This window comes from Bacillota bacterium (assembly GCA_023511455.1).
Taxonomy (GTDB): domain Bacteria; phylum Armatimonadota; class HRBIN16; order HRBIN16; family HRBIN16; genus HRBIN16.
The window spans coordinates 63,529-82,931 of record JAIMBJ010000014.1; the positions used below are offsets into that span (position 1 = coordinate 63,529).

17 protein-coding genes are annotated in these 19,403 nt (G+C 58.8%); 15 read left to right on the forward strand and 2 right to left on the reverse strand.

Features of this window, described 5'->3' with window-relative positions; translation table 11 throughout:
* Positions 1-12: 12 nt before the first annotated feature.
* Positions 13-1,050: an alkaline phosphatase family protein gene (locus tag K6U75_09540; protein MCL6475280.1), complete on the forward strand. Its 1,038-nt coding sequence runs from the start codon at positions 13-15 to the stop codon at positions 1,048-1,050.
* A gap of 91 nt (positions 1,051-1,141) precedes the next feature.
* Here the strand turns inward: K6U75_09540 and K6U75_09545 are convergent, their stop codons facing one another.
* Both K6U75_09545 and K6U75_09550 read right to left on the reverse strand, forming a co-directional pair.
* On the reverse strand, positions 1,142-1,378 hold the full coding sequence (locus K6U75_09545; protein ID MCL6475281.1) for a DUF2892 domain-containing protein: 237 nt from the start codon (positions 1,376-1,378) through the stop codon (positions 1,142-1,144).
* A 58-nt stretch (positions 1,379-1,436) separates the two neighbouring features.
* Entirely contained in the window at positions 1,437-2,255 is an 819-nt protein-coding gene (locus K6U75_09550) for a phytanoyl-CoA dioxygenase family protein (protein ID MCL6475282.1), read from the reverse strand.
* A 373-nt stretch (positions 2,256-2,628) separates the two neighbouring features.
* Between K6U75_09550 and K6U75_09555 the strand changes: the two genes are divergently transcribed.
* From K6U75_09555 to K6U75_09620, 14 genes are all read left to right on the forward strand, one after another.
* Positions 2,629-3,663, forward strand: coding sequence for a sugar-binding protein (locus K6U75_09555; protein ID MCL6475283.1), 1,035 nt, complete (start codon positions 2,629-2,631; stop codon positions 3,661-3,663).
* A gap of 103 nt (positions 3,664-3,766) precedes the next feature.
* On the forward strand, positions 3,767-4,228 hold the full coding sequence (locus K6U75_09560; protein MCL6475284.1) for a type II toxin-antitoxin system VapC family toxin: 462 nt from the start codon (positions 3,767-3,769) through the stop codon (positions 4,226-4,228).
* Entirely contained in the window at positions 4,209-4,385 is a 177-nt protein-coding gene (locus K6U75_09565; protein MCL6475285.1) for a hypothetical protein, read from the forward strand. The genes K6U75_09560 and K6U75_09565 overlap by 20 nt, the downstream gene beginning before the upstream one ends.
* A gap of 58 nt (positions 4,386-4,443) precedes the next feature.
* Positions 4,444-5,436 carry an ABC transporter permease gene (locus K6U75_09570; GenBank protein ID MCL6475286.1) on the forward strand — a complete coding sequence of 331 codons (993 nt, stop codon included), beginning with the start codon at positions 4,444-4,446 and terminating at the stop codon, positions 5,434-5,436.
* A gap of 13 nt (positions 5,437-5,449) precedes the next feature.
* Positions 5,450-7,627 carry a hypothetical protein gene (locus K6U75_09575; protein MCL6475287.1) on the forward strand — a complete coding sequence of 726 codons (2,178 nt, stop codon included), beginning with the start codon at positions 5,450-5,452 and terminating at the stop codon, positions 7,625-7,627.
* Between the two features lie 183 nt (positions 7,628-7,810).
* On the forward strand, positions 7,811-8,458 hold the full coding sequence (locus tag K6U75_09580) for a hypothetical protein (GenBank protein MCL6475288.1): 648 nt from the start codon (positions 7,811-7,813) through the stop codon (positions 8,456-8,458).
* Positions 8,455-10,263: a DNA mismatch repair endonuclease MutL gene (mutL, locus tag K6U75_09585; protein ID MCL6475289.1), complete on the forward strand. Its 1,809-nt coding sequence runs from the start codon at positions 8,455-8,457 to the stop codon at positions 10,261-10,263. The genes K6U75_09580 and mutL overlap by 4 nt, the downstream gene beginning before the upstream one ends.
* A gap of 71 nt (positions 10,264-10,334) precedes the next feature.
* Positions 10,335-11,492, forward strand: coding sequence for an AAA family ATPase (locus K6U75_09590; protein MCL6475290.1), 1,158 nt, complete (start codon positions 10,335-10,337; stop codon positions 11,490-11,492).
* Between the two features lies 1 nt (position 11,493).
* A complete protein-coding gene (locus K6U75_09595; GenBank protein ID MCL6475291.1) occupies positions 11,494-11,952 on the forward strand; it encodes a hypothetical protein in 459 nt (152 codons plus the stop codon).
* A gap of 9 nt (positions 11,953-11,961) precedes the next feature.
* Positions 11,962-13,335 (forward strand): hypothetical protein, encoded by a 1,374-nt coding sequence (locus tag K6U75_09600; GenBank protein ID MCL6475292.1) that lies wholly within the window; start codon positions 11,962-11,964, stop codon positions 13,333-13,335.
* A 93-nt stretch (positions 13,336-13,428) separates the two neighbouring features.
* The gene (gene ubiE / locus K6U75_09605) at positions 13,429-14,142 is read left to right on the forward strand and encodes a bifunctional demethylmenaquinone methyltransferase/2-methoxy-6-polyprenyl-1,4-benzoquinol methylase UbiE (protein MCL6475293.1); all 714 of its coding nucleotides are present in this window, start codon (positions 13,429-13,431) and stop codon (positions 14,140-14,142) included.
* The gene (locus K6U75_09610; protein MCL6475294.1) at positions 14,139-15,155 is read left to right on the forward strand and encodes a polyprenyl synthetase family protein; all 1,017 of its coding nucleotides are present in this window, start codon (positions 14,139-14,141) and stop codon (positions 15,153-15,155) included. The genes ubiE and K6U75_09610 overlap by 4 nt, the downstream gene beginning before the upstream one ends.
* Before the next feature lie 213 nt (positions 15,156-15,368).
* Positions 15,369-17,735: a glycosyl transferase family 36 gene (locus tag K6U75_09615; GenBank protein ID MCL6475295.1), complete on the forward strand. Its 2,367-nt coding sequence runs from the start codon at positions 15,369-15,371 to the stop codon at positions 17,733-17,735.
* Between the two features lie 371 nt (positions 17,736-18,106).
* The gene (locus K6U75_09620; protein ID MCL6475296.1) at positions 18,107-19,252 is read left to right on the forward strand and encodes a hypothetical protein; all 1,146 of its coding nucleotides are present in this window, start codon (positions 18,107-18,109) and stop codon (positions 19,250-19,252) included.
* The last annotated feature ends 151 nt before the right edge of the window (positions 19,253-19,403 follow it).

The following is a 19,403-nucleotide window of genomic DNA, read 5'->3' on the forward strand; positions in this document are numbered from 1 at the left end:
GAGGTGCCCTGAATGTACCGACGGAGATTGTGGATAACGGGGATGCTTTTGCTGCTGTCTGCGCTGATACTCGCAGCATGGCAAACGCCAGGCAAGCAGGTGCGGAACGTCATCCTCATTGGCTGGGATGGGGCGCAGCGCGAGCATGTGCGCGAGTGCCTGCAGCGTGGGGAGCTGCCGAACCTCGCGAGGCTGGCTTCTGAGGGCAAACTGGTGGCTATCGACATCCTGCGCACTACCGATACCAAAGCGGGATGGACGCAGATACTCACCGGCTACGAGCCGGAAAAGACCGGCGTTTTCAGTAACGGGCGATACCAGCCCATTCCGAAGGGATACACCGTTTTCGAGCGGCTGGAACAGCATTTTGGCGCAGACAACATCGCGACGGTAGCGGTCATCGGTAAGAAGGGCAACGTGGATGCCGACCCACCGACAAAGATACCAGCGGCTGCCATCGAACAGCGGGCACGCGCAGGACGTCCCCAGGCGCAACAGCGATTGCGACAGGGGCGGATTGTGGTGGAAAACGGTGTGCGCTATCTGGTGGAGCCCGGCAAGCCCTTCTACCACGCCGCGCAGAACATGGACGTGTTCATCAACGGGCTAATGCGCGACGACCTGGTGGGTGCGAAGACGCTGGAGATGCTGGAACGCTACAAGGACAAGCGCTTCTTCTTCTTTGTGCATTTCGCAGAAGTGGACCACAGCGGGCATCAGCACGGCGAGAACTCCAAAGAGTACAACGATGCGCTCATCTCCGGCGACCGATGGTTGGGCAGAATCGTGCAGAAACTGAAAGATCTGAAGCTGTACGATAAGACGCTCATCTACGTGACCGCCGACCATGGCTTTGACGAGGGGCTCAAGAGCCACAGCGACGCTCCCTACGTCTTCCTCGCGACCAACGACAAAGGCATTATGCGCCGCGGTACCCGCGCCGACATCGCCCCCACCATTCTGGAACGGTTTGGCGTGAACCTGAAGCGCATCGACCCACCTCTGGACGGTCACCCACTGACAAAGCCTTACAATCCGCCGATATGGTAGTTGCGCGAAACGGCTCGGCGGGAGCCGAGCCGTTTGGAAAGTTCTCCGCTCACCAGAAGGTTTGCGCGCCAGCACCATGCGAATTACTCAGCTAAGTCGTCGCGGGTTTCTCGCCGGTAGAGCCACCTTCCTGCTTCAACGTGCAGATGCCCAGCACCTTATACAACCCGCAATAGCCCACCGCGCTCGTGCCCAGCAGGACGAGCGCGAGGATGCCCAGCACCCAAGCCAGCGCGCCCTTCACCGTGCCCAGCGCAATCAGCACAGCGAATATCACGGCGACGATAAGGCGAATGACCCGGTCGGCGACGCCCATGTTCTTCTGCATGGTGCCTCCCTCCTTTACAGGATAGTGATTTACCCCACTATCCATATACGCACAAACGTTACACTGGTGTGCCTGCTTCCAGTTGCTCCGGCACCAGCGCACCCTTGCCGAAGATGATGGGGAAGGTCGAGCCATCGCTGAGGCGTCGCGTGCGCCCGTCCATGTAACAGACGCTGAAAGCGCGTCGGGGGATGTCTATGGTGTTCACCCCGGAGCCGTGCAGCAGCCAGTTGTGCAGCAGGATGGCTTCGCCCGCCTCCGCTTCCAGATACACCACTTTGTCTTCGGGGCAGTACATCGCCTCCTGCTCAGGGGTGATGGTGTGTCCCCACTCGCTGAGCAGCCCCAACCGATGCGTGCCCGGCACCACGCGCACACAACCGTTCTCCTTCGTCGCAGGGTCCAGCGCTGTCCAGACAGTCACCACCGGGTCGCGGTCCAGCCCCCACTGCAAACCGGCATCCTGATGCCACGGCAGTATCGTGCCCTTCTGGGCGGGCTTGTTCATAAACATGGCACGGTAGCAGGCGATTGGTACGTGCGCCCCGTAGACGGTCGCGCAAATCTCGCGGAAAAGGGGTTTCTGCATGTAGCGCAGGAACACGGGGTCGTACTCCAGATTCTGGATTTTGCGGTAGTTGAGTGTTGCTCCCTTGAACCCAAGCGTCTGTTCAGGAGCGTCTTCATAACGTCCGGTGTCGCTGTCCAGCTGCATCAGCAGGCGGTCGTAATCGATGTTGGCTTTGCCCAGCATGATGTCGTCGATGCGCTGGCGCATCTGCTCCAGCTCCTCGTCACTCATCACCTTGCCCAGCCGTAGATAGCCGTTCTTGAAATACTCGCACCACTGTTCGTCGCTGATGAATTGAGTCGTCATGGCGTCCCTCCCGCTTGAATGTTTAGCTCTGCTACATCATCTTAACTGGAATCCTCAGTGAGTGTCAAGGAGGTGAAGGGCGGGCAGGAGGATAGTGTGTCGTGCGGTGGAATATATAATTCGGAGGTACGCAGTTGCGCTGAACACTTACGGGCTCGTGCTTGTGCAACGACCGTAGAGACAGTTTCCTGTCATGCTGCGCGAACGTGAAGCATCTCAGAGCCTCAACAGAGATTCTTCGCTTCGCTCAGAATGACAAATGGTGTGGTGTGACAACACAAAATCTCCGACAGTCTGTCAACTGCGTAACTAATAAGGGAGCAGAAGGCATTCGACGACCATACCGACCTCAATCTGTGGGCAGGAGGAAGTGATGATGAAAAACTGGGGATCACCTGTTCTTGTGTTGACCGTAGTTGTTCTGTTGACGGCAGGCTGCGGCAAGAAGGAACAGACCGCCACAACGCCTGCTACCAGCGAAGCGAAAAAGGTACGCATCGTACTGGTTACTAACGGCAGTTCCCCGTTTTGGGACCCCATGGAGGTGGGGATGCGCAAGGCAGCAGAAGAGCTCGGTTGTGAAGCCATCTCCCGCCGTCCAACCACCGATTCACCAGCGTTGCAACGCCAGATTATCGAGGAGTATCAGGCGCAGAAGGTGGATGGTATCGGCATCTCGGTCATCGAGTCCGATACTATCGGTCCCGTTATCGACGACCTGATGAACAGCGGCATTAAGGTCATCACCTTCGATTCGGACGCGGCGAACTCCAAGCGCATCGCCTACATCGGCACGAACAACTACGAAGCGGGCAAGGCGGCGGGCGAAGCGGCAAAGATACTGTTGCCAGAGGGGGGCAAGGTGTTCGGCTTCGTGGGCAATCAGAATGCCCCCAACGCCCGCGAGCGTATTGCTGGGTTCAAGGATGCAGTGAAGGGTACCAACATTGTTCTGGTCGACGTTTTTGACGACAATAAAGACCCCGCCAAAGCGCGCGCCAATGTGGAGAATGTGCTGCAGGCGCATAAAGACGTGAAGATGCTGCTGGGGCTGTTCTCCTATAACGGTCCGCAGATTGCCGCGGCGGTGAAAGAGGCAGGTGTGCGCGACCGAATCAAGATTCTCTGCTTCGATGCCGAACCCGAAACCATTAACCATCTCAAGCGCGGCGAGATCGACGCCACCGTGGTGCAGAAGCCGTATGAATTCGGCTATCGCTCGGTGCAGCTGCTTTACAAGATTATCACGCTGGGCGATGTGGACAGGGCACTGAAGGAGTTTGAACAAGAATCGGGCTACAAAGTCGCTCCGGGTAACGTCATCGATACAGGCGTGGAGATTATTACCCCGAAGAGCATCGAGGAGTACCTGAAGAAACTAGAGGAGCTGGGGATTAAGTCATCGTGAAGAGATAGACAGGAACTCTGCCAATAAGTTTTGGGGCTGAAGTAGCTGCCTAACTCGTACGCCAACGGTGGTGCGTTCACGGAGGACGGTGCGGATGCGCCCGATTCGAGTGTATGCTGACACGTCCATTTACGGCGGCTGTTTTGATGAGGAGTTCTCAGATGCCTCAACGCGCTTCTTTGAACGGGTGCGCTCAGGCAGGTTTCTGTTGGTTACATCGCCGTTAGTCGCCCAAGAGGTGGCTTTAGCGCCAAGGGAGGTTCTCGACCTGTTCACGAGCCTGCTCGCACGGATGCAGATTGTTCCAGTTACCAGCGAAGCGGAGAACCTACAACAGGCATACGTTGAGGCTGGCATCGTTCTCCCCTCTGCCAAGACAGATGCGTTGCACGTGGCTATCGCGACGGTTTCTGGGTGCTCAATGATTGTCAGTTGGAACTTTCGTCATATCGTTCATTTCCGTCGCATGGCGCAGTACAATCTGGTAAACTTGAGTCGGGGATACCCACAGATAGCCATCTTCTCGCCAGCGGAGGTGATTGAAGATGAGAACGAAGACCTTTGATTGCGTACAAATGAAGCGCGAAGCGGCGCAGAAACTGCTTCAACATTTGGAGACTCTGACCCCGGAGGAGCGAGTTCGCTTCTGGGAAGAGGCATACCAGAACCTGCTGAAGAAACAGCGAGAACAAGCGATGGCTGAGGCTGACAGTGCAGAGTAGAGTGGGCGGACGAAAAAGGCTGGGCGATAATGGCAGCTCAGCAGGAGGCTGGGTCTTCATGCTGTTTAGCTGGGCAGGGCGCATCTTGCGCACGCGCGAATTCGGCGTGGTGGTGGTGCTGATATTGCTGGTGCTGTTCATCAGCTCCACTGAAAAGGGCGACGCCTTTCTGGGCCCCATCAGCCTGCAGAACCTGTCGCGCCAGATTGCGCTGCTCGGCGTGTTCGCCATCGGTCAGGCGGTGGTGATTATCGCAGGCGGGATTGACCTGTCGGTGGGCACGCTTATCGGATTCACGGGCGTGCTGTGCGCGTGGCTGCTGGCGCGGGCGGGCTGGTCGCTGGGGGCAAGCGTTCTCGCGGTGCTGCTGCTCTCGGCGGCGGTAGGTGTCGTGCACGCATTGCTGATTAACCGCTTCCGCCTCCTGCCCTTCATCGTCACGCTGGGGTCGCTGTTCATCTTCCTGAGCGCGGGACAGCTGATGACCAATAACGTGCCCATCCCCGTCTCGCCGCAGGATTCGCCGTACTCGGAGGCGTTCCAGTTTCTGGGAAACGGCAAGATATGGAACGTGCCGGTGCCGGTGTATGTGTTGCTGGGAGTGCTTCTTGTGGTCTCTATCATCATGCATTTCACCGTCATCGGGAGACATATCTACGCGCTGGGCAACAACGAGGAAGCCACGCGCCTGTCGGGCATCAGCGTGTTGCGCACGCAGATGATTGCGTACGGGCTGTGCAGCCTGCTGGCGGGACTGGCGGGCATCCTGTATGCCTCCTACCAGCGACAGGGCATCCCCGGTAGCGGGCTATCTTATGAACTGAAAGCCATCGCGGCAGCGGTAGTGAGCGGCTGCAGCCTCAGCGGGGGGCAGGGCACGGTCATTGGGGCAGTCATCGGGGCGGCACTGCTGAACGTCATCCTGAGCGGTATCAGCTTCGTGATACAGCAGGGCGCGTCCAACTGGGAAGGCACCGTGGTGGGTACGATACTGCTGATTACCGCCGTGCTGAACCGCCTGCAGCAGCAGTGGCTGGCGAAACGACGCTGACAGGAGCGTAACCATGCAAACCTCTGTTCTCGAACAGCACCGTGAGTTCGTGCTGAGCACCGAGCTGTGTCCCGCGGTACTCATTCGCACGGAATCCGCCTCCATCACTCTGTTTGGCAACCTGCGCGCCTGGGGTTTGGGCGCACCTGCTGCCTGCTTCTTCCCCGTTTCAGGAGGAGCGCAATCGCTGCGAACAGAGGAAACTTCCCGCGCAGTACCGGCGCAGGCGTGGTTACTGGTCTCCTTTGCGGGGGCAACTGGCTGGCGATGCTTCGATGCGCCTGTACTGGTGGTATCGCAGCATCGTCCACAAAGCATCCGCCTCGATGAAGACGGTTTGCACCTGCAATTCGCCCGCAAAGGCGGAGACATCGTGGTAGCGTTGCTTTACGGGTATGAGAAACCCCTGCAGAAAGACGTCTCCTTTCCTGTCAAAACCCGTCTGGAGGCGGTCAAGACATGGCAATGGCAGAACGGCTTGCCGAAGGAGGTGCAGGGTAGGTGCAGCCGCCTTTGCCGCATCCTGCGCGCCTTCCCTATCTACGCGGACGAGCGGTTCACCATCGAAGGCGATGACCTGATTTTGCATACCCGCTACACTTTTCACCTGATTCGTGATGACTGGAATACTCCTGCGGTGAAGCTGGCGCCCCTGCCGCCAGTGCTGGCGCTGGCGTGGCTGGCGGGTCAACAGGGCTGGGCGAAAAAGCCCTTCCCTATGCAGGTGGAGGGAACCACTGAAGACCCGGACATCATGACCCCCTACGGGCCTTGGCTGGGCGTGCGCGATGCCGACACGGTTACCATCCGCTTCCCGCTGCTGCGCTACGTGCATACCCACGAGCAGTATCCGCTGCCATCGGGGCAACTGCATCCGGCGGCACAACGTGCGCTGGAGTGGGTACGCGAGCGGCTGGCGCAGAAGTTTTCGAAAGAGGACTGGCAGCAGGTCTGGGACCATGGAGGTGCCGAGAACTACTGCTGGCAGGTGATGGGCGACCGATGGTATGCGAAAGCCCTGCCCTATCTGCCTGAGCTGGTGCAACAGCGCGTGAAAGCCTGCCTGCAGGGATACATGCGCCAGCACGTGCTGCGCGAAGAGCATTACCGGCCGTTTCGGGGGATGTTGCTGCTGGTGGGACCGGGCATCGGCACGTGGGGCGGCTACGACGACGCGGGCAAGTTTTCGTCCAACCTGCTGGAGACGCTGTGGTGTTACGCGCATTATACGCAGGACTGGGAGACGATTCGCCAGCACTGGAAAACCATCCAGAAGTTTTTCATCACCCCGCTGGAGTGCGACTGGAAGTCGTTTGGGCGTTACGCGATTGCCGAGCTGGGTGACGAAGCTGCCCCGCCCCTCTACATGGCGCGAATGGCCTATCAGGTCGGCGACCATGAGACGTACCGTTTTGCGTGCTACATCTTCGTGCGCGAGCTGGTGCATCACTACGTGAAGCAGGTCGGACATCGCTATTTCGTCCAGCGCCAGCCGTGGCACTCGATGGAGCCAATGCCGGAGAACGTGTATTTGACCAATCTGTGGGGAGACATCGCTGGCTGGCAGATCGATGGTCCCACATACCCGCGCGTGACAGGTGAGCGGCAGTTCGAGAACCGCTGGGTGCGGTTCGGCAGTGAGGATGTGGCACGGTTCTACCGCGACGTGCTGCTGGACGAGGTGCGCGCGGAGCTGGACTGGTTGCGGCAGCTGGCACGCGAGGACAAGACGCCTTACCGTTTGCACGAAGATACGGCGCACATCGCGCCCTCGCAGGTGCGGCTGCGTTCGCTGTTGCTGCGAGAGCCTATAGAGCAGCTGGTGGAGCTGTCTCCTCCCGATCGCTGGCAGCTGGGTAGAGCGGCGGATGGTACCGCTTGCTGCCTCTCTGTGTTGTATGCCGCGGTGCGACCTACGCTGCTGCGGCTCATCCCTCTGCAGAAGCGTGTTCCCTTCCGCAAGGGACTGGAACCGCTGGTAGCCGATTCCTTCCCGGGTTTGACCCTCGCGGTGGAAGCCGACAGGGGTTCTCCTGTACTGCGCTGGTGGGCATGGGAACCTCCCCCAAAAGCACAGGGCGTACCTGCTGGAGACCGCTGGAGCTTCGGGATGGTTCAAGTGCCCGGTTGGGATACCACTGTGTGGAGGCGTTCTCGACTGAACTGGAATACGGCGACTTGGAAACCCTGATGCGGGATATGCGTGATGAAGCATGGGTGTCAGGAGTTCATCCCGTCTCCTGTGTCTGGCTTTTGCTGCCGAAAGATGCCTCCCACACATCTGGTGTTTTTGCGAGATCACGGATAACTTCTATGCGCCCGGTTTTCGTATATAATGAAGGTAGTTCACCGTTCATTACAGGAGGTCGAATCGATGGTGAAATCTTTCGGCGTAGTCGTTGTGCTGGCAGGCGCGCTTTTGTGGACAACTGCGGCCCGAGCGCATGAGGAGCCACCCAAACCTGTTCCCAAGCCTCCTGCACCTGCCATGAACTTGCCACCGAAGGCGCAGGTGCCCGCCAAGAAGTCTCAGCCCAGTGCGAAGGAGAAGGCACTCTTGGCGCGGCTGACGCAGCTGGAGAAGCAGCGCGATATACTTATCCAGAAGTCGGCAGAGCTGGATAAGAAACGGCTCAGCACGCAAGACCCTGCGGAGCGCAAGCGGCTGGACCAGCAAAAACTGGCTTTGCTGAAGGAGATGGACGCGGTTGTTACCAAGCGCAGCGAGGTATACAAGGCGTGGCAGAAGGCGGCCATGGAGCGGTGGCGCAAGGAGAACCCTGAGGCGTTCCAGACTCCGCCGGGGATGCCGCCGGGCATGGCGCCGGGCATGTCTCCTCAGGTTCTCGCCAAGCAGATTGAGATAGCCAAAGAGCAACTGGCGAAGCTCAAGAAAGAGGGCAAGCCCGACACCGACCCGCAGGTGAAGATGTATAAAGAGCGCATGGAGCGTTACCAGCAGATGCTGAAGGCGTCGGCGGCAAAACCCCCCACACCCAAGCAGGCGACTGCGCCAAAGTGAGTCAACCAGAAACGGAACAAACGCCTGTCACTCGTATCCACCTGCTGGAAGAGCATACGGTCAACCGAATCGCCGCAGGCGAGGTAGTGGAACGCCCCGCGTCGGTCGTGAAGGAGCTGGTGGAAAACAGTATCGACGCGGGGGCGCGCACCATCATTGTGGAGGTGGAACAGGGCGGTAAGCGGCTGATCCGGGTGACCGATGACGGCGAGGGTATGAGCCCGGCGGATGCCCTGTTGAGTATCCAGCGCCATGCCACTTCCAAAATCCGTGATGCGGAAGACCTGCAGTCTATCGTGACGCTGGGCTTCCGGGGCGAGGCACTGCCCAGTATCGCCTCCGTCAGCCGGTTTGAACTCCTCACCAGGCGCGCCGACCTCGATACCGGCATGAGGCTGCTGGTAGAGAACGGGCAGGTGGTGGAAGCAGAGGAATGTGCCGCCCGCAACGGCACCACGGTGACCGTCCGCGACCTTTTCTACAACACGCCTGCCCGCCTGAAGTTCCTGAAAAGCGTGGCTACCGAGCTCTCGCATATCACCGAACTGATGACGCGCTTTGCGCTGGCTTTTCCGGAAATCTCCTTCCGCCTTCTGCACAACGGGCAGGAGATTTTCGTCTCGCAGGGAAGCACCGACCCACGACATGCCCTTCTGGCGGTATTCGGGCGCGATGTCGCGCGAGAACTGCGCAGTATAGACTATACGCAGGGCTCCCTGCGCATCACCGGCTACGTTTCTCCGCCCCACCTGACGCGCCCCACCCGCGCCATGCAGAGCTTCTTCGTGAACCGTCGGCTGGTACGCCACCGCGTGCTCTCCAAAGCGCTGGACGACGCCTACCGTACACTGACCCCAGAGGGGCGGCATCCCGTCGCCGCTATCTTCCTGCAGGTGCCGCCATACAGTGTGGATGTGAACGTACATCCCACCAAAGCAGAGGTGAAGTTCTCGCACGAGGGCGAGGTGTACCATGCGGTGTTGACCGCGATACGGCAGGCGCTGCTCCAGCAGGGGATGATACCCTCTGCACTGCCCGGCTTGCAGAGCGGGCTGAACATCCCCCAGCCTGCCGGGCGACCAGCAACCGGGCAACCTGTCTGGCAACCCTCGCCGCTGCCGCCACAGGAGGTGCTTCATGCCGAGCTGTTGCGCCGGGCGGGTATCGACCTCACACAAGCTGCCTCTACGGAGGTTCCGCCCGCCGTTCGCCCCTACGCGGAGATGCTCGAAGGCTTTCAGGTGCTGGGACAGATCCATCGCACCTACATCGTCGCCTCTTCGCTGCATGGTCTGCTGATTATCGACCAGCACGTAGCGCACGAGCGTGTGCTGTACGAGAAGCTCACCGTGCTGCGCCAGAGGCAACCCGTGCCTGTCCAGCACCTGCTGACCCCTCTGGTGTTTCACCTGGACCGGCGCACTGCTGCCCTGCTGGGAGAGCATCTGCAGGAGATTCAGGACATGGGCTTTCTGCTGGAGCCTTTCGGCAGCGACAGTGTGGTGCTGAGGGGTGTGCCCGCGTGGCTGGGTCAGCGCAATGTGGAGGCTCTGGTGCGCGACCTGCTGGACGAAATCTCCGAGCTGGGTGTGCAACGCCGACTGCCGCTGACCGACGAGACGCTGGTCGCCACCACTGCGTGCAAGATGGCGGTGAAAGCGGGAGATGCCCTGTCCCACGCGGAGATGACCCACCTGCTGCAGGAGCTGGCAGAGACCGAGAACCCGTATCTTTGCCCGCACGGCCGCCCCGTGGTGCTGGTGCTCAGCATCGAGGAGCTGGAGAGACGGTTTAAGCGAGCGTAAGGCGAGCAGGCAGACCATCAGGTTTGACAGTAGAGGAGCCTCCATCATACAATGATATGGGAGGTATGGAAATGCTGACATCGTTGACTATCGCAGGTTTTCGTTCCATCAGAGAGCAAACGGTAGACCTTGCGCCACTAACCGTTCTCTATGGTCCGACTGCCAGCGGTAAGTCAAGCCTGCTATATGCGCCGCTGGTGCTGCGCAATCTGGTCTCTAATCCCAACGAGCCGGTCGATAGTTTCTTTGCTTTAGGATTTGTGAACCTTGGCGGGTTCGAGGAATGCGTTTTCAATCATCAGAAAGACGCAGAAATCCGCATTTCGTATTCCACTGCCGATGGGGAGTACGGTGTCGTGCTTCGCCGTACTTCGGGCGAGTTGCAATTGAAGACAGGCGACGGCGTTGACGTGAGCATGGAGGTTGCATTTCCGTATGCCGTGAATCAGGAAGTTTCTCAGATGCTTAACCTGGTGCAGATTCGATGGAACGGTATCACGTGCGATGTCTATGTCGACTCAGCACAGCTCCAGCAACAGGCGAAAGACCTGGCAGTCAGGGCAAACGGTGTGGTGAATTATGCGAGGAAGCTGGACATAGTGCCCCATCGACGGGGGTTCTTCAAGCCATACTACAGCCCGGTACCTGTCACTCCCTTCCCCACCTCGGAGGACGAGCTGGCAACGCTTGTTATCAACAACCCTTATTTAGCTCCTAAGGTCTCTGTGGATTTAGAGGAAATCGTGGGGAGAGATTTCCGACTCTATGCGCCCCCCGGCAGCGGGTTCACCTACCTGCAGACCACCGATAAGCAAGCGCGGGTGCCCACAAACCTTGCAAACGACGGTTTTGGGGTCAATCAGCTGGTGTATATGCTGGCGAAAATACACGGCTCGGACACAGGGACCGTTTTGATGGAGGAGCCGGAGGTACACCTGCATCCTTCCGTCATGCGCCGCTTTGCGCGGAGGTTGTGCCGTATCGTCTCTGAAGAGGGCAAGCAGGTATTGCTTACGACGCACAGTGAGGTATTTGTTGGCGCGGTTCTGGCAGCTGTTGCCAGAAGGGAGATACCTGCAGACAGTGTTCGGTTCTACCTTGTGGAGAAAGAGGGAAAGAAAACGGTTTTCCGCCATCAGGCAGTTACTGAAGAGGGACAAATCGAAGGCGGCATGAAGACCTTCATAGAAGGCGAGCTGGAAGACATCAGGGCGTTGTTGGGAATGTGACATGGTTTCTGGCAAGCAACGCTTTATCGTGGACGAATGGCTGTGGCACGACGTTCGAGGTGAAAATGGTGAGGACCGCCGCGCACAAGCGTTTCGGTTTCTAGAAACGCTGTATGAAAAATGCGATATGCTTGTTACCGTGAAGCAGTCCCCCTTCGAGCTAAAGTTTTTCGAAACGTGTAAACATGCGGAAGTTAGGACCAGGGCGATTGTCCGCTTCTTCAGGCTCTACACCTACAGCAATCAGCAGAAGTACCTTGCCTTGCAGGAAGATGATTGTAGCTTTGTTCTGGAAGGGGTAACGGTCAAACCGGATGACGTCTATCTGGTGCGGTTGGCGGCAAGTGGTTACGGAACAGTAATTACTTCTGACCATCCACTGATGCAGATTTTGCAGGAGAGGAATATCCCCTGTTTACACAGATATGAGCTGCTGGGACAGTATACTGAGAATGGGTGAGGGTATGGTATGCCAGTCTTCGCTCTCCTGTCTTCTCTGCGCACACTCTCGCGCCGTTTGCAAACCCCTTTGCCTGCCCTCTGCCTGATACTGGTTGCCAACCTGCCTGGGCTCCAGCAGGTAGTCGCAAACGCTCCGCTTCGAGCAGACACCGATACCGCCGCCATGCTGAACGCCATGCGGGATACGGAAGGCATCGCCGGCTGGTGGAAATGGTTCACCGGCGACTGGTTCCTGCACAACGGTTTCTACCGCCCGACGACCTGCCTTTCCCTGTTAATCGACTACACCCTGTACGGTGAAACCGGCTGGGGCTATCGGCTCACGAACTGGCTGTTAGCGGTGCTGACGGCAGTCGGCGTGTACGCGCTGTTGCGCTGGTTTGCCCGCCAATGGTTATCGAACCTGCTGACCGAAGAGTGGCAGGCAGGGGTTGTTGCTCTGGCTGGAGCGGTTGCTTTCAGCCTTCAGCAGACGGATGCATTGCACACGCTCCGGTCGGTCTCCGGGTGGTGGCTCATCGCGTTATGGATGCTGATTGCCGGTTCATTCTCACACGTCTGGCAGGGCGACACGTGGAAACCCTTCCTGCGCGAGCACGGTTGGCGGCTGTGGCTGGCAGCCGGAGCCTTCTTCTGGGGCTGGGATCGGCTCGTTCACGGTGACTTCGAGCGGCTCATTGTATGGGTTCCCGCTCGTACAGCGTTGCTCAGCACCTGCCTGTCGGTTTGGGGCGTCTGGTCGCTGCTGCGTTGGGGCGATACGGGGCGTGGAAGGTTTCTGCTAGCAGCCTGTTTGCTATATGCAGGCAGCCTCGGAGCATACGAGCAACCAGTCACTGTGGTCGCCCCGGCGGCTGCGCTTGCGGTCACAATGCGCGGGAGCTGGAAATGGCGTTCCTGGACAGCCTTCGCTGCTGTGGCGGCGATAGCGGCTGGGTACCTTGCCCTTCGCTTCGTGCTTCTGCCTGCCTCGCTGAGTGGCTATCAACAACAGCAGCTGCGCTCCGCTCCCGCTCTGGGGATACTCCACTGGCTGCAAATGCTTCTGCCCGTGCTGGGCCACTTGCGTTACTGGGCGACAGTGGGACCAGACCCCTATCTGTTCTTCTTCAGAAACGCTTGGGACACACTCATCGCCGACCTTGCCTTTTTCGGAGTGGTGGCGGCATTCTGGAACTCGCGAGGGTGGTTCGGCTGGTGGTTGCTGTGGCAGGGAATGACTTACCTGCCCATGAGCTTGCTGCACCCCTTTGAGCACTACTACTACCTGCCGCAGGTCGGGCAGAACGCCATAGACCTCGTGCTCGTGATATGGGGATGCGCGTATGCCCTTGCCGTACTTTCCACGCGCCGGACGCAAAAGAATCCCCCTTGCGTTTGAACACAGCGAAGGCTATAGGGTATACTGGTTACAACAGTTTGTGAAGAAAAGGTACGAACTCGGAAAGACGTGGTGAACGCTACTCGCAACGAACTGAAAATCGCTGAGCGTCAGAAACGCTCGTATATCCGCGACCTTTTTGCGCGTGTGGCGCCGCGCTACGACCTGTTGAACTCTCTATTGAGCCTGGGTGTTCATTACTATTGGCGCGAGAAGGCAGCAAGGGTTGCGCGTCTGCAACCCGGAGACACCGCGCTGGACGTGTGTACGGGCACTGCCGACCTCGCCATCCGCCTGGCAAGAGATGTGGGGGAGGATGGAAAGGTAGTCGGTGCGGACTTCTGCGAGCCGATGTTACGCCTGGGACAACGTAAGGTGCGCAAACAGGCGAACGGACGCCGGGTCACGCTGGTGCTTGCCGACGCCCTGCAATTGCCCTTTGCGCCAAACTCATTTGAAGCGGTGACGGTGGCTTTCGGCATCCGCAATGTGGTGGATATCCGCCAAGCTTTCGCCGAGATGTGGCGCGTGTTGAAGCCAGGGGGGCGGGCTGTGTGCTTAGAGTTCTCCTTGCCTCGAATCCCCATTTTCCGCGAGCTCTACAGCTTCTATTTCTATCGCCTCGTCCCGTGGATGGGCGGACTGCTGAGCCATCGAGACGCCTACAGCTATCTCCCAGCATCGGTACGCCGTTTTCCCGAGCGTGAGGTGCTGGCGCAAATCATGCGTGAGGCAGGCTTCGCCGAGGTAACTTGGCAGGAGATGACCTTCGGCGTCGTCTGCATCCACTCCGGGGTTAAAAGATGAGCATGTTTGCACCGACTACGACGTATCCTGCCGATGCGAACATCGCGAACCTGCTGGAGGTCATTAAGCCAGACCTGCAACTGGTCGATGAATGCATCCGCGAGGAGATAGCCTCTCCGGTGCGCACGATAAGTTCGCTGGGAGAACACGTGTTATCGTCGGGAGGGAAGCGGATACGCCCCGCGCTGGTTTGCCTGAGCGCGTACGCCACCGGACTGCCTGTAGACAAAACGCGGCTCATCCCGCTGGCGGCAGCGGCGGAGCTGATGCACATGGCAACCCTTGTTCACGACGATGTAGTGGATAACACCACCACCAGGCGCGGTCGCCCAACTGCCAGTGCGTTGTTTGGCAATGGGGTCACGGTGCTAACGGGCGACTACATGCTGGCAAAGGCGATGGATTTGCTGGTGAGAAGCGGGGACCTCTCTGTCATCCGCGTCGTGCTTCAGGTTGCGATACAGATGAGCGAGGGAGAGGTGCTTCAGATGGTTCATGCCAACGATGTCTCCATCTCTGAAGACGTCTACTTTGACATCATCCGCAAGAAAACGGCGTTGTTCATTCAGGGGTGCTGCCAGACGGGAGCGATGGTCGCCGGAGCACCTCAACCCCTGGTGAATGCCCTGGCTCAGTATGGCTATCATATCGGCATGGCGTTCCAGATTGTGGACGACCTGCTGGATTATACGGGTAACCCCGCCCGCATGGGCAAACCTGCTGGAAGCGACCTGCGCGAAGGCAAGTTCACACTGCCTTTGATTATCGCTTTGCGCGAAGCGGAACCGGCAGACCGCCAGAGACTGCTGCAACTGATTGAGAACCCGCCCAAAGACGGGGAAATCCAGCAGGTTATCGAGGTCATTCACCGCTACGACGGTTTTGCACACGCGCAGTCTGTGGCGGTTCACCATGCGCGGCAGGCAGCGGAGGCCTTATCGTTATTGCCTGCCGGAGCCATTCGCGATAGCCTGATAGCACTGTGCGACTATGTGGTGCACCGACAGACTTGAGCGCGAGGTAGACACGTTTGCCTGCCCGGGGTTGTCTTCTTTGCCGTTCAAAATGCCCATCCTGTTCTTCTTCTGCGTGGCATGACCAACGCTGTTGCTACCCGGTGCAAAGCGTCAGGAAGGAAACTCGCCCGTTCGGGGGTAATCTGTTTCTTGCCTGAGCGTAGTGAACCGGTTAATATTACAGAAACTACCTGAGGGGTGTCCTGCGCCATGAACCTGTTTGCGACCGAATACGGTTACTTTGCGGATTCAGGCGATGAGTATATCATCACCCGACACGACACTCCCATGCCGTGGGTCAATGTGATTTCCAACGGCGACTACGGCATGGTGGTCTCCCAGCTGGGCAGCGGTTACAGCTGGCGTACACATGCCAGCATGAACCGAATCACGCGATGGGAGCAGGACCTGATACGTGACCACTGGGGGAAGTATCTGTATCTGCGCGATGCGGAGACGGGTGAGTTCTGGAGCCCGACGTGGCAGCCCTGCCCGAATAAGCTCACCGCGTATCGCGTCAGACACGGGTGGGGCTATTCGGTGTTTGAGGGAGAATACGAACATATAGCGAGCGAGCTCACCCAGTTTGTGCCGGTAGGTGACCCCTGCGAGGTTTGGCTGTTGCGCCTGCACAATAAACGCGCTGCCGCACGCCGACTGCAGATATTCTCATACCTGGAGTGGCTTCTGGGAACTGCTCCTGACTGGCATCGCGAGTTTCGACGGCTCTTCATCGAAACCCGTTACGTCCCGGCGCATGGCGTGCTGCTGGCGACCAGCGTCATGTGGGACGTTCCGGGCAGAGGCAACACGCACTGGAACAGCGATTGGGAGTATGTGGCGTTTCACAGTGCCTCAGTGATGCCCAGCGGATTCGACGGCGACAAGCGGGCTTTTCTGGGGGTGTATCGCAACCTGGATGCCCCTCGCGCGGTCGTGGAAGGGCGGTCAGACAACACGCAGGGGCGGTGGGGTGATGCCATTGCCAGCCTGCAGGCGGTGGTAGACGTTGCGCCGGGCGAAACGGTAGAAGTGGCTTTTGTGCTGGGAGCAGGGGATAACGAGGCGCACGCGATCGCATTAGCGGAAAAATACCGCCAGATACCGGTTGTGCACCGGGCACTGCAGGAGACGCAACGGTTCTGGAAAGAGCTGGTGAGCGGGCTATCCGTGCAAACGCCAGACGATGCGGTGAACGTGATGGCAAACGGTTGGCTGGCGTATCAGGCGATTTCGTGTCGGCTGTGGGGTCGTACCGCCTACTATCAAACGGGTGGTGCCTACGGCTATCGTGACCAGCTGCAGGATAGCCTGGTATGGCTGCTGCTGGGGCAACCGCGACGCACACTGGAGCAGATTCGCCTGCACGCGGCGCATCAGTACCAGGACGGCACGGTGATGCACTGGTGGCATCCGATTGCCGAGGAAGGCTTACCCTCCCGCTACAGCGACGACTTGCTGTGGTTACCCTTCGTCACCCTGCACTATCTGAAGGAAACAGTGGACTTTGCCTGCTTGCAGGAGGTGATTCCGTTTCTGGACGGCGGTTCTGACACGTTGCTGGGGCATTGCCTGCGCGCTTTCGAGACGGCTTTGAGCCGGCGCAGTGAGCGCGGACTGCCGCTGATTCTGCAGGCGGACTGGAACGACGGCATGAACGCCGCAGGCATTGGCGGTAAAGGCGAAAGTGTGTGGATGGCGCACTTCCTGCACTACTTGCTGACCCAATGGGCAGAATTGCCCGTGCTGGACAGCCAGACCGCGACCCGTTTTCGCGAGGAAGCCCGTTCTCTGCGCGAAGTAGTGAACGAGCACGGCTGGGATGGCGGGTGGTACTGGCGAGCAAGCACTGATTCGGGAAGGCTGATTGGTTCGGCAAAAAACACACAGGGACGCATCTTTCTCAACGCGCAGACATGGGCGATTATCGCCGGCACCGCGCCCGCTGACCGTGCCGAGCAGGCTTTGCAGTCCGCCCGCGAGCATCTTTACACCAGCTACGGTGCGTTGTTGCTGGCTCCCGCGTACAGCGCCCCTGACCCCGATATTGGCTATCTCTCTCGTTACGCGCCGGGCACGCGGGAGAACGGGGGTGTTTACTGCCATGCTGCGTGCTGGGCGGTGCTGGCGGAAAGCAAGCTGCACGGCGTGCAAGCCGCCTATCGGCTATGGCGCAGTTTCTGTCCGCCGGTGCGCGCCATGGAGCCGGAACGCTACGCCGCCGAGCCTTATGTGATGCCCGGAAACGTGGACGGCAGGGATTCACCGCACGAGGGCAGGGGAGGGTGGACGTGGTACACCGGCTCCGCGGCATGGTACCTGCGTGCACTGGTGGAAGGCGTGCTTGGCATCGAGGCGACGCTGGAGGGGCTGCGGGTGCGAGCAAACCTGCCAGAGGAGTGGAAAACGTTCCGTGTGCAAAGACGCTTTCGGGGGGCAGTGTACGACATCATGGTACGTCGGGCTGAACCCGGCGAGACGCCCTACTGCCTGGTGGACGGTCAGCCGTGGCATGAGCAGACACTGCCGGTGTTTGAACCCGGCACAGCGCATCGCGTGGAGATTACCGTGAGCTGAGGCAGAGCCATTGCTCACCGCTTGACTCATTGTGGCAGGATGTGTTACAGTGTTCTTGCGGTGCTGAATCGGTTAATGCATGTAGGAATTACGCAGTTGAAAGACTAGCCGGGAGTTTCCGATGTAAAGCGACATCATCTGTCATTCTGAGCGGAGCGAAGAATCTCGTTTAACGGGCTGAGATGCTTCGCTTTCGCTCAGCATGACAGGAAATTGTCTTTGCAATCACTGGAAAAGCGTGACTCGTTAGATGTTCATCGCAACTGCGTAACTCCTAGTATGATTCAAGGCGAATTGCCTGCAATGTTTTGGGCGTAACGCCTGGTGGACAGGCTTCGCATACGCACAGAAAGGAAAGGAGGAAAAATGCCATGAAAAAGCTCGTGCTTCTAGCCGCAGTCTGCCTGGCACTGACTGCCTGTGCCATCGCGCAACCCAACGACGTCGTCATCCTGGACAGGGTGTTCAACGACGATTCGGACTCCATCACCAACCACGTGAAGAATCTCCCGAAGGTCATCCTGTCGGATACCAAGCTGGACGGCGACGGGCTCTCTCCGGAGTTCGCCAACCGTCATGCGTGGTTCGTGTCTGCGGATGGGGTCAACCCTTTACAGGTTCCCATCACGGAAGAGTGGACACTGGAGTTTGACCTTACCCTGACAGGCACTCCGATCAGACCGCGCAAGGAGGCGGGCGGATTCGTGCGCATCGGAATGCCCTGGGGCTATTCCGAGTTACAGTTCATGGTGAACACCGATGCCAATGAGGTGGTCGCGTTCGGATACCCGTTCCCGTTCTATCGCTTCACCAACCAGTCCTATAACTCCGGCGATACCATCCGTCTGGGTATCCGCTTCTTCAAGGACACTGATGGCAAGTACAAGGTCATCTACATGGCGAACGGCGACTCGAGTCCTGCTGCGGCTCTGTCCGACCAGAGCCTGTTCACGGGCTGGATTACGCCGGGTGGTTACCTGCAGGTGAACATTCAGGCGGGTAACCCCAACAACGGTGGCGTGGCTGTATTTGACAACATCACTTGGAACGGTGTGCTTCTGCGCAAGGCTTACGCCATCCTGGGAAACATCGAGCTGAAGGACTATGGCGCTGATGTGACGCAGGTAGCCATCCACACCGAACTGCGCCAGGAAGGCGTGGCGGTACGCACCGGGACGTTGTTTACCGATTCGGCAGGCAACTACGCGATTCTCGACGTCGCACCCGGCACCTACAATGTGGCGTTCAAAGCCAGCCACTGGCTTAGGGCAGTGGTTCCCAACGTCACTGTGGTGAGCGCGGACGTGACCGGTGTAGACGCATCGCTGACCAACGGCGACGTCGACGGTGATAACGAGGTGACGCTGTTTGACTTCGGGGAGCTGGTGGCCGCTTTTGGTAGCATGCCCGGCGATGCCAACTGGAACCCCAACGCCGATTTGGACGGCGACGGAGAGGTAACCCTGTACGATTTCGGTATCCTGGTGCGCAGCTTCGGCGCGATAGGGGACGACTGAACTCTATTGCAGGGACGGGTTTGGAACCCGTCCCTGCAACGTCAAATGTTATTCTGAGCGAGATGCTTCGCTAACGCTCTGTTAGTATAGACGTGGGAAAGAGAACATGATACACTCTTTCCACACACCGCCGAGGGGCTGGGACGTTCTA

What these genes read in the sequence shown, in the direction of transcription:
- K6U75_09540 (MCL6475280.1), top strand. Translation starts at nt 13, where the DNA reads ATGTACCGACGGAGATTGTGGATAACGGGGATGCTTTTGCTGCTGTCT.
- K6U75_09545 (MCL6475281.1), bottom strand. Translation starts at nt 1,378, where the DNA reads ATGCAGAAGAACATGGGCGTCGCCGACCGGGTCATTCGCCTTATCGTC.
- K6U75_09550 (MCL6475282.1), bottom strand. Translation starts at nt 2,255, where the DNA reads ATGACGACTCAATTCATCAGCGACGAACAGTGGTGCGAGTATTTCAAG.
- K6U75_09555 (MCL6475283.1), top strand. Translation starts at nt 2,629, where the DNA reads ATGATGAAAAACTGGGGATCACCTGTTCTTGTGTTGACCGTAGTTGTT.
- K6U75_09565 (MCL6475285.1), top strand. Translation starts at nt 4,209, where the DNA reads ATGAGAACGAAGACCTTTGATTGCGTACAAATGAAGCGCGAAGCGGCG.
- K6U75_09570 (MCL6475286.1), top strand. Translation starts at nt 4,444, where the DNA reads ATGCTGTTTAGCTGGGCAGGGCGCATCTTGCGCACGCGCGAATTCGGC.
- K6U75_09575 (MCL6475287.1), top strand. Translation starts at nt 5,450, where the DNA reads ATGCAAACCTCTGTTCTCGAACAGCACCGTGAGTTCGTGCTGAGCACC.
- K6U75_09580 (MCL6475288.1), top strand. Translation starts at nt 7,811, where the DNA reads ATGGTGAAATCTTTCGGCGTAGTCGTTGTGCTGGCAGGCGCGCTTTTG.
- K6U75_09590 (MCL6475290.1), top strand. Translation starts at nt 10,335, where the DNA reads ATGCTGACATCGTTGACTATCGCAGGTTTTCGTTCCATCAGAGAGCAA.
- K6U75_09595 (MCL6475291.1), top strand. Translation starts at nt 11,494, where the DNA reads ATGGTTTCTGGCAAGCAACGCTTTATCGTGGACGAATGGCTGTGGCAC.
- K6U75_09600 (MCL6475292.1), top strand. Translation starts at nt 11,962, where the DNA reads ATGCCAGTCTTCGCTCTCCTGTCTTCTCTGCGCACACTCTCGCGCCGT.
- K6U75_09610 (MCL6475294.1), top strand. Translation starts at nt 14,139, where the DNA reads ATGAGCATGTTTGCACCGACTACGACGTATCCTGCCGATGCGAACATC.
- K6U75_09615 (MCL6475295.1), top strand. Translation starts at nt 15,369, where the DNA reads ATGAACCTGTTTGCGACCGAATACGGTTACTTTGCGGATTCAGGCGAT.
- K6U75_09620 (MCL6475296.1), top strand. Translation starts at nt 18,107, where the DNA reads ATGAAAAAGCTCGTGCTTCTAGCCGCAGTCTGCCTGGCACTGACTGCC.